General features: G+C 63.8%; 9 protein-coding genes. 6 read left to right on the forward strand and 3 right to left on the reverse strand.

The window, feature by feature from the left end; genetic code table 11:
- Both ISS20_RS20900 and serA read right to left on the reverse strand, forming a co-directional pair.
- On the reverse strand, nt 1-1,596 hold a 1,596-nt coding region (locus ISS20_RS20900), incomplete at its 3' end, for a DUF3683 domain-containing protein (protein ID WP_291439197.1).
- 99 nt (nt 1,597-1,695) lie between these two features.
- Nucleotides 1,696-2,925, reverse strand: a complete 1,230-nt coding sequence (gene serA, locus ISS20_RS20905; RefSeq protein ID WP_291439199.1) for a phosphoglycerate dehydrogenase — start codon at nt 2,923-2,925, stop codon at nt 1,696-1,698.
- A gap of 300 nt (nt 2,926-3,225) precedes the next feature.
- Here serA and ugpB point away from each other — a divergent pair, with 300 nt between their 5' ends.
- From ugpB to ugpQ, 6 genes are all read left to right on the forward strand, one after another.
- On the forward strand, nt 3,226-4,539 hold the full coding sequence (gene ugpB / locus ISS20_RS20910; RefSeq protein WP_291439201.1) for a sn-glycerol-3-phosphate ABC transporter substrate-binding protein UgpB: 1,314 nt from the start codon (nt 3,226-3,228) through the stop codon (nt 4,537-4,539).
- A 120-nt stretch (nt 4,540-4,659) separates the two neighbouring features.
- Nucleotides 4,660-5,541 carry a sn-glycerol-3-phosphate ABC transporter permease UgpA gene (gene ugpA, locus ISS20_RS20915; RefSeq protein WP_015012736.1) on the forward strand — a complete coding sequence of 294 codons (882 nt, stop codon included), beginning with the start codon at nt 4,660-4,662 and terminating at the stop codon, nt 5,539-5,541.
- Between the two features lie 146 nt (nt 5,542-5,687).
- On the forward strand, nt 5,688-6,539 hold the full coding sequence (gene ugpE / locus ISS20_RS20920; RefSeq protein WP_056641167.1) for a sn-glycerol-3-phosphate ABC transporter permease UgpE: 852 nt from the start codon (nt 5,688-5,690) through the stop codon (nt 6,537-6,539).
- Between the two features lie 61 nt (nt 6,540-6,600).
- Nucleotides 6,601-7,611, forward strand: coding sequence for a sn-glycerol-3-phosphate import ATP-binding protein UgpC (locus ISS20_RS20925; RefSeq protein ID WP_291439206.1), 1,011 nt, complete (start codon nt 6,601-6,603; stop codon nt 7,609-7,611).
- Between the two features lie 4 nt (nt 7,612-7,615).
- Entirely contained in the window at nt 7,616-7,984 is a 369-nt protein-coding gene (locus ISS20_RS20930; protein ID WP_291439207.1) for a VOC family protein, read from the forward strand.
- Entirely contained in the window at nt 7,981-8,766 is a 786-nt protein-coding gene (gene ugpQ, locus ISS20_RS20935; protein WP_291439209.1) for a glycerophosphodiester phosphodiesterase, read from the forward strand. Before ISS20_RS20930 ends, ugpQ begins: the two co-directional genes overlap by 4 nt.
- Before the next feature lie 109 nt (nt 8,767-8,875).
- On the opposite strand, the gene ISS20_RS20940 is transcribed toward ugpQ, so the two are convergent.
- The gene (locus tag ISS20_RS20940; protein WP_056060354.1) at nt 8,876-9,844 is read right to left on the reverse strand and encodes a tripartite tricarboxylate transporter substrate binding protein; all 969 of its coding nucleotides are present in this window, start codon (nt 9,842-9,844) and stop codon (nt 8,876-8,878) included.
- Between the last annotated feature and the right edge of the window lie 13 nt (nt 9,845-9,857).

The following is a 9,857-nucleotide window of genomic DNA, read 5'->3' on the forward strand; positions in this document are numbered from 1 at the left end:
CTTGCGGTCGGCCCAGAACTTCTTGCGCGCATCGGCCGTGATGGCCACAAAGCCTTCGCCGCTGCGGGTGTTGGCCAGGCGCACCACTTCGCTGGTCACGCGGGCCACGTCGTCGGCGTTGTCACCGGCAATGTCGCCAATCAGCACCATCTTGGGCAGGCCACCGTTGCCCTTTTTGCTCTTGGTGGCATAGCCCACCGCCTTCAGGTAGCGGTCATCCAGGTGCTCCAGGCCCGCCAGCAGCACGCCACTGCGCTTTTGCTCGGCGAACATGAAGTCCTTGATCTCGACGATGCTGGGCACGGCGTCCTTGGCGTTGCCAAAGAACTCCAGGCACACGGTGCGCGTGTGCTCGGGCATGCGGTGCACCACCCAGCGCGCGCTGGTGATGAGGCCGTCGCAGCCTTCCTTCTGGATGCCGGGCAGTCCGGCGAGGAACTTGTCCGTCACGTCCTTGCCCAGGCCTTCCTTGCGGAAAGTCTTGCCCGGAATGCTCAGGCGCTCGGTACGCACGGGCGTCTTGCCATCGGCCTCGAAATACTGCAGCTCGAAAGTGGCCACTTCCACGTCATGGATCTTGCCCATGTTGTGGTCCAGGCGCGTCACCTCCAGCCACTGTGCGTCGGGCGTGACCATGCGCCAGCTGGCCAGGTTGTCGAGCGCCGTGCCCCACAGCACGGCCTTCTTGCCGCCCGCGTTCATCGCGATATTGCCGCCAATGCACGATGCCTCGGCGCTCGTCGGGTCCACAGCAAACACGAAACCGGCACGCTCGGCCGCATCGGCCACGCGCTGGGTAACCACGCCGGCTTCGGTCCACACCGTGCCCACCTCGCGGTCCAGGCCCGGCAGGCGGCGCATTTCCACCTCGGTCATGGCTTCGAGCTTTTCGGTGTTGATGACCGCGCTTTTCCATGTCAACGGAATGGCGCCGCCGGTGTAGCCGGTGCCACCCCCGCGCGGGATGATGGTCAGGCCCAGTTCGATGCAGCCCTTCACCAGGCCAGCCATCTCGACCTCGGTGTCGGGGGTGAGCACGACGAACGGGTATTCGACGCGCCAGTCGGTCGCGTCGGTCACATGGCTCACGCGGGAGAGGCCGTCGAACTTGATGTTGTCCTTGGCCGTGAGGCGGCCCAGGGTTTTCTGGATCTGGCGGCGCAGTTGCGCGGCCTGCTCGAACGTGGCGTTGAATTCGGCCACAGCGCGTCGCGCGGCGACGACCAACTCGCCCACCAGACGGTCGCGCTCGGCATCATCGGCAGGGGTGCGGCGCTTTTCGATCTCGCCCAGGCGGTGCTGCAAGGCATCGACCAGCAGCTTGCGGCGATTGGGGTTGTCCAGCAGGTCGTCCTGCAGGTAGGGGTTGCGCTGCACGACCCAGATATCGCCCAGCACCTCATACAGCATGCGGGCCGAACGGCCCGTTCGGCGCTCTTTGCGCAGCTGGTCCAGCACCTCCCAGGATGAGGACCCCAGCAGCCGGATCACGATCTCCCGGTCGGAAAACGAGGTGTAGTTATAGGGAATTTCACGCAGTCGGGCAGGCTCGGCGGCCTGCGTCTGCAAGGCCGCCAACGCGATCGGTACATTCATGGGGGTCTACCTGGGGTGGGGGCGCGATTTTAAGCCACCGGCCTGCGGCTTGCCGGGCCGGGGCTGTCTGACAGAGCCGGAACCGGCCCCGCAACAGTGTCAGAACAGCACGCGGCTGCGCAGGGTGCCGCCGACCTGGGCCAGCTTGTCCAGCGCCAGGTCGGACGAGGCAGCGTCGATGTCGATGACCACGTAGCCGATCTTCTCGTTGGTCTGCAGGTACTGGGCCGAGATGTTGATCTGGTTGTCCGAGAAGATGCGGTTGATCTCCGACAACACGCCCGGCACATTGCGGTGGATGTGCAGCAGACGGTGCTTGCCGGGGTGGGCGGGCAGCGCCACCTCGGGAAAGTTGACCGACGAGGTGCTGGTGCCGTTGTCGCTGTATTTCACCAGCTTCTCGGCCACCTCCAGGCCAATGTTGGCCTGCGCCTCCATGGTGGAGCCGCCGATGTGGGGCGTCAGGATCACGTTATCCAGCCCGCGCAGGGGCGACACAAACTCATCCTTGTTGGTGCGCGGCTCGACCGGGAACACGTCGATGGCGGCGCCCAGCAGCTTCTTGGCCTGGAGCGCTGCAGCCAGCGCTTCAATATCCACCACCGTGCCTCGCGCGGCGTTGATGAGGATGCCGCCCGGCTTCATGGCCGCAATTTCGGCGGCGCCGATCATGCCTTCGGTGGAGGGCAGCTCGGGCACGTGCAGGCTCAAGATGTCGCTCTGGCCCAGCAGGTCGTGCAGGTGCTGCACCTGGCGGGCATTGCCCAGGGGCAGCTTGTTGACCACATCAAAAAAGGCCACCTGCATGCCCATGGCCTCGGCCAGCACCGACAGCTGGGTGCCGATGGAGCCATAGCCCACGATGCCCAGGGTCTTGCCCCGGATTTCATAGGCGTTGTCGGCCGACTTGAGCCAGCCGCCCCGGTGCGCCACCGCGTTCTTCTCGGGCACGCCACGCAGCAGCAGGATGGCTTCGGCCAACACCAGCTCAGCCACAGAGCGGGTGTTGGAGTACGGCGCGTTGAACACCGCAATGCCACGCTCGCGCGCCGCGTTCAGGTCCACCTGGTTGGTGCCAATGCAAAAGCAACCAACTGCCACAAGCTTGTGGGCCTGGGCAAACACCTCTTCGGTCAGCTGCGTGCGCGAGCGGATGCCCACAAAGTGCACATCGGCGATCTTGCGTTGGAGTTCTTCGTCGGGCAGTGCGCCGGACACCGTCTCGATCTGCGTATAGCCTGCCGCCCGGATCACATCCACAGCAGAGGAATGAATGCCTTCGAGCAGCAGAAACTTGATCTTGTTCTTGTCGAGCGAATTGGTGGCCATGGCTATGAAGGAGGTGGGATAAAGGAGGGGCCAGTCCGGCGCGCGACGGCGCGAACGAACCGGTGCTGCACAAGCGTGCGAACGGTCACCAGCATGGTGCATTGCACAAAACCTTGCAAGCCTCGGCAAATGCGCCACACCTTGTCACAAAAAGGTCACAATCGCACCCCTCACGGTTACCCCAAGGGGTTTCCCCGGTTGTTGCAGGCCGCGGGGTCATGCGACAACGACATATCAATGTCACATAGGCTGCATAGCATCCGGCCCTTGTGCTTTTCGTCATCCTCGGAGGAAATATTCATGAAAACGAAGCTTCTGGCGGTCTGCGCCGCTGTCGCGATGTCGGTCTGCGTACCTGCGCAAGCACAGGCACCCATTGAGATCCAATGGTGGCACTCGATGAGTGCAGCGCTGGGCGACTGGGTCAATGACCTGGCCAAGCAATACAACGCCAGCCAGTCCCAGTACAAGGTCGTGCCCACGTACAAGGGCCAATATGACGAATCGATGACTGGCGCCATCGCCGCCTTCCGCGCCGGCAATGCCCCCCACATCCTGCAGGTGTTCGAAGTGGGCACCGCCACCATGATGGCCAGCAAGGGCGCCATCGTGCCTGCGGCCAAGGTGCTCAACGACGCGGGCTTCAAGTTTGAACCCACCGAGTACGTATCTGCAGTGGCCGGCTACTACACCGCCCCCAACGGCCAGATGCTGAGCTACCCGCTCAACAGCTCGACCACGATCTTCTATTACAACAAGGACGCCTTCAAGAAGGCTGGTCTGGACGCCGACAAGCCCCCCAAGACCTGGCCTGAAGTGTTTGCTGCCGCCTCCAAGCTGAAGGCCAGCGGCCACAGCTGCCCGTTCACCACCAGCTGGGTGAGCTGGACGCAGCTGGAGAGCTTCTCCCTGTGGCACAACACCCTGTTCGCCTCCAAGAACAACGGCTTTGACGGCAACGACGCGCAACTGCAGATCAACACCCCGCTGCACGTTCGCCACTTCGAGAACCTGGCCAAGGCCTCCAAAGAAGGCAGCTTTGTCTACAAGGGCCGCAACAACACGGCCGATGCGTCCTTCCCCTCTGGTGAATGCGCCATGATCACCGGCTCGTCGGGCCTGTACGCCCGCGTGGCCAAGGAAGCCAAGTTCGCCTACGGCATCTCCACCCTGCCTTACTACCCTGATGTGAAGGGTGCCCCACAGAACACCGCCATCGGCGGCGCCAGCCTGTGGGTGATGGCCGGCAAGAAGCCCGAGGAATACAAGGGCGTGGCCAGCTTCCTGAACTTCCTGAACGACACCAAGGTGCAGGCTGCCAGCCACCAGCGCACGGGCTACCTGCCTGTGACCATGGGCGCCTACAAGCTCACCGAGGCATCCGGCTTCTATGACAAGAACCCCGGCACCGACGTGGCTGTGACGCAGATGATCCGCAAGGCCACTGACAAGTCGCGTGGCATCCGCCTGGGCAACTTCGTGCAGATCCGCTCGATCATCGACGAGGAAACCGAACAGATCTGGTCGGGCAAGAAGTCGCCCAAGGAAGCCCTGGACACCGCCGTGACACGTGGCAACGAGCAGCTGGCCCGCTTCGCACGCGCCAACAAGTAAGCACGGTCCACCATCTGTCGATGCCACCTGGCCATCCGGCCGGGCGGCATCGAAAGCCCGCCGCCCCGTCAACCAACTTGGTTCACGGGGCGGCGGGGTTTTCTTTTTGAGAGTTTCGTCATGGAAAAACGCGTACTTTTCCGCTCTGCATGGCTGCCCTGGGTGCTTCTGGCTCCCCAGCTGGTCATCATCAGCGTGTTCTTCTTCTGGCCCGCGGGCCAGGCCCTGGTGCAGTCGTTCCAGATGCAGGACAGCTTTGGCATGTCCACCGAATGGGTGGGGCTGGACAACTTCAAGGCCCTGTTTGAAGACCCGGGCTATCTCGCCTCGTTCAAGACCACGGCCTTCTTCTCGATCCTGGTGGCGGTGGTGGGCATCGGCCTGTCACTAATCCTCGCGATCTTTGCCGACCGCATCATCAAGGGCGCCATCGTCTACAAGACGGCCCTGCTGCTGCCCTACGCCGTCGCCCCTGCGGTGGCAGGTGTGCTGTGGATGTTCATGTTCTCGCCCTCGCTGGGTGTGGTGGCCTACATGCTGCGCCAGTCGGGCTTTGACTGGAACCACATGCTCAACTCCGACCACGCGATGACGCTGATCGTGATTGCAGCGGTGTGGAAGCAGATCTCCTACAACTTCCTGTTTTTCCTCGCAGGTTTGCAGTCCATTCCCAAGTCGCTGATCGAAGCCGCCGCCATCGACGGTGCGGGCCCCTGGCGCCGGTTCTGGAGCATTCAGTTCCCGCTGCTGTCGCCCACCACGTTCTTCCTGCTGGTGATCAACGTCGTGTACGCGTTCTTCGACACCTTTGCCATCGTGGACTCGACCACCCAGGGCGGCCCCGGGCGCGATACCTCCATCCTGGTCTACAAGGTGTACCACGATGGTTTCAAGGCCATGGACATGGGCGGCTCGGCCGCGCAATCGGTGGTGCTGATGGCCATCGTGGTTGTGCTCACCGTCATCCAGTTCCGCTACGTCGAGAAGAAAGTGCAGTACTGATATGAAGCACACCCTGAGTCGCTTCGCGCCTACCCCCTCCAGGGGGACGCCGCCTTCACGGCGGGGCGGCCCTTGCTCGGCGGCCCTCGCCTGCATCGTGTCCTATCCAAGCGCCGTGGGCCATCCTTCGGTTCTGAAAGATTCCAATGGTTGAACGTAGTCCTTACCTCACCGCGTTCTCGCACCTCATCATGGTGCTGGGCGTGATCATCGTCGGCTTCCCGCTGTACCTGGCCTTCGTGGCCTCCACACACACCGCGCAGGACATCGTGCAGGTGCCCATGCCCATGGTGCCCGGCAGCAACTTCTGGCAGACCTACCACGACGCACTGTTTGGCGGCGGCGCAGGCGCCGGCTCCACAGCGCCGGTGGCCCGCATGATGTGGGTGAGTTTTGTCACCGCCATGGTCATCACGGTGGGCAAGATCGCCATCTCGCTGCTGTCGGCGTTTGCCATCGTGTACTTCCGCTTCCCCTTCAAGGGCATCTGCTTCTGGCTCATCTTCATCACGTTGATGCTGCCGGTGGAAGTGCGCATCGGCCCCACCTACCAGGTGGTCTCCAACCTGGGCATGCTCAACACCTACGCGGGCCTCACTGTGCCGCTGATCGCTTCGGCCACCGCCACCTTCCTGTTCCGCCAGTTCTTCCTGACGGTGCCCGATGAGCTGGTGGAGGCCGCGCGAGTGGACGGCGCTGGCCCCATGCGCTTTTTCAAGGACATCCTGGTGCCCCTGTCACGCACATCGATTGCCGCGCTGTTCGTGATCCAGTTCATCTACGGCTGGAACCAGTACCTGTGGCCGCTGCTGGTGACCACGTCCGAGGACATGTACCCCGTGGTCATCGGTATCAAGCGCATGCTGGCCGGTGGCGATGCGGGCAACGAGTGGAACATCGTGATGGCCACGGCCCTCCTGGCCATGCTGCCTCCCGCGTTCGTTGTGGTGGTCATGCAGCGCTGGTTCGTCAAAGGCCTGGTGGATACCGAAAAATAAGACAAAAACCCTGCTAGCGCTTATTCAATAAGCACCTATAGCTATCAAATTCATTGCACATATGGCATCCCTCTCTCTTCGTAACATCGTCAAGCGCTACGGCGTGGGCCCCAAGGCCAACCAGGTCATCCACGGCGTGAACGCCGAGGTCAAGGATGGCGAATTCGTCGTCATCGTGGGCCCCTCGGGCTGCGGCAAGTCCACACTGCTGCGCATGGTGGCAGGCCTGGAAGAAATCTCTGGCGGCGAGTTGCGCATTGGTGACCGCGTGGTCAACAACCTGGAACCCGCCCAGCGCGACATCGCGATGGTGTTCCAGAACTACGCTCTCTACCCCCACATGACGAACTTCGAGAACATGGCCTACGGCCTGAAGATCGCCAAGGTGCCCAAAGAAGAGATCAAGGCGCGCGTGGACAAGGCCGCCAAGATCCTCGAACTCGGCCACCTGCTAGAGCGCAAGCCGCGCGAACTGTCGGGCGGGCAGCGCCAGCGCGTGGCCATGGGCCGCGCCATCGTGCGCCAGCCCCAGGTGTTCCTGTTTGACGAGCCGCTGTCCAACCTGGACGCCAAGCTGCGTGCGCAAACCCGCCTGGAGATCCAGAAACTGCACCGCGAACTGGGCATCACCAGCCTGTTCGTGACGCACGACCAGGTCGAGGCCATGACGCTGGCCCAGCGCATGATCGTCATGAACGCGGGCAACATGGAGCAGTTCGGCACACCCGAAGAGGTCTATCACACACCGGCCTCCACTTTCGTGGCCAGCTTCATCGGCTCGCCGCCGATGAACCTGCTCAAGAACGCCCCCAGCGCCAAGCCCGGCACCATCCTGGGCATCCGCCCGGAGCATCTGGACGTGCGCAGCGAAGGCTGGGCCGTCACCGTCGAAACTGTGGAGCTGCTGGGCGCCGAGCGCTTGATCTATGGCCGCATCAACGGCGAGCAGATCATCGTGCGTGTGGAAGAAGGCACCCACGCGCCGCTGCCGGATACGGTGATCCACGTCGTGCCGCGTCCTGACCGCCTGCACGCTTTTGATGCCACCACGGGCAAACGCATACCCGACTGAGCCCATGCAGCGGCCCGAAGCAGCCCGCGCCGGGCGCGGGATTCTGGCCACCGTACCGGTGCTGGCCTCCCTGCACCTGGCGGAGACCCGGCAGTTCTACAGCGAGCGGCTGGGCTTCACTGCGTTGCTCGAAGTGGATAACTACCTCATCGTGCAGCGCGATGGCTGCGAGCTGCACTTCTGGCGCTGCACCGAGCGCCACATTGCAGAAAACACTTCGTGCTACGTGCGTGCAGACACCGGGTTGCTGCACGCGGATTTCACGGCACGCGGCCTGCAACTGGCACCTCCCACCGTCCAGCCCTGGGGCATGAAGGAGATGCATGTCATCGACCCCCATGGCAACCTGCTGAAATTTGGTGAACCTGCATGAGCGTATCCTCACCCACCCTCGCTCCCTGGCCCTACCCCCGCTGGATCGCCCACCGTGGCGCTGGCAAGCTGGCCCCCGAGAACACCCTGGCCGCCTTCCGGCTGGGCGCCCAGTACGGCTACCGCATGTTCGAATGCGACGCCAAGCTGAGTGCCGACGGCGTGCCATTTTTGATGCACGACGCCACCCTGGGCCGCACGACCAATGGCTCGCACGCATTGGGCTCAGCGGCCAGCCCCACAGGGGGCGATCACCCGTGGGCGGTTTTGTCGCAGCTGGACGCGGGCGCCTGGCACTCCCGCAGCTACGCGGGCGAACCCATGCCCACGCTGGAGAGCCTGGCGCGCTACTGCATCGCCAACGGCTATTTCCTGAACATCGAGATCAAGCCCACACCAGGCCAGGAAGACGTCACGGGCCGCGTGGTGGGCGAATACGCTGCGCGCCTGTGGCAAGGCCAGGCCGTGCCGCCCTTGTTCTCGTCGTTCAAGCCTGAGGCACTGGCGGGCGCCATGGCCACCGCGCCCCACCTGCCCCGCGCGCTGCTCATCGACGCGCTGTGGGACGGGTGCTTTGACAAGGCCCAGGCGCTCGGCTGTGTGGCCATCGTGTGCAACCACACGCTGTGGGACCAGACCCTGGTGGCACAAGTCCACGGCCTGGGCATGCGCACGCTGAGCTACACGGTGAACGACGACTGGGCGGCGCAGCGCCTCATCACGCTGGGCACGGACGGCATCATCACCGACCGCGTGGACTTCTTCTCGCCGGCCACGCCATAGGGCGCATCTTCAAACCAACCCGCCCCAAGCCAGCGCCACCGGGGACCAGGTTTGCCGGGCCACCGATGGAGTCCCCCTGCAGGGCGAAGGCGCACAGAGCCTCAGGGGGTCAATCGAGTTTCGCGCCAGACTTCTTGACGGCGTCGGCCCAGCGGGGCATCTCCGAGGCCAGGAACTTGGCAAAGTCGTCCGCGCCCAGAAACGCCGGATCGGCCCCCTGGCTCACCATGCGGTTGCGCACATCGGGCATCTGCAACACCTGGCCAAAGGCGTCACTGAGCTTGTTGACCACGTCCTTGGGAGTGCCTGCAGGGGCCAGAAAGCCATAGAAGCCCACCACCTCAAAGCCCTTGATGCCGCTCTCGATCACCGTGGGCACCTCGGGCAGCGCGGGGTTGCGCTCCTTGCTGGTCACGGCCAGGGCGCGCACCTTGCCCTGCTTGTGGTACGACGCAGCCTGCGGAATGCTCTCGGCCATGAATTGCACCTGCCCGCCCATGAGGTCGGTGAATGCCGGCGCGCTGCCCCGGTAGGGGATGTGCACCATGAACAGGCCCGTGGCGGTCTTGAACATCTCGGGCACCAGGTGGCTGATGCCGCCATTGCCCGCCGAGCCAAAGTTGACCTGACCGGGCCGCGACTTGGCATAGGCCATGAACTCCTGCAGATTCTTGGCGGGCACGCTGGTGTTGACCAGCAAGGCCAGCGGCTGCATGGCCGTGCGCGCCACGGGCACAAAGTCCTTGAGGGTGGCATAGGGCAGGCGGCTGTACAGCGCGGGGTTGATGACCATCACCCCCGTGTTGGCCAGCATGATGGTGTGGCCGTCAGGGGGCGCTTTCATCACCTCCTGCGCGCCCACGGTGCCACCGGCTCCGGCCTTGTAGTCCATCACCACCGGCTGGCCCAGCACGGTCTGCAGCTTGTCGGACAGCAGGCGCGCATGCTGGTCCAGCGGCCCGCCGGCGGGGAAGCCCACCACGATACGGATGGGCTTGGACGGAAACGCCTGCGCATGCACGGCGGCAGCAAAGGCCAGGCCTGCGGCCAGGGTGATGCAGGTACGCAGCAGCTTCATGGGGTTGTCTCCA

It is taken from the genome of Acidovorax sp. (assembly GCF_016783915.1).
Classification (GTDB): domain Bacteria; phylum Pseudomonadota; class Gammaproteobacteria; order Burkholderiales; family Burkholderiaceae_C; genus Acidovorax.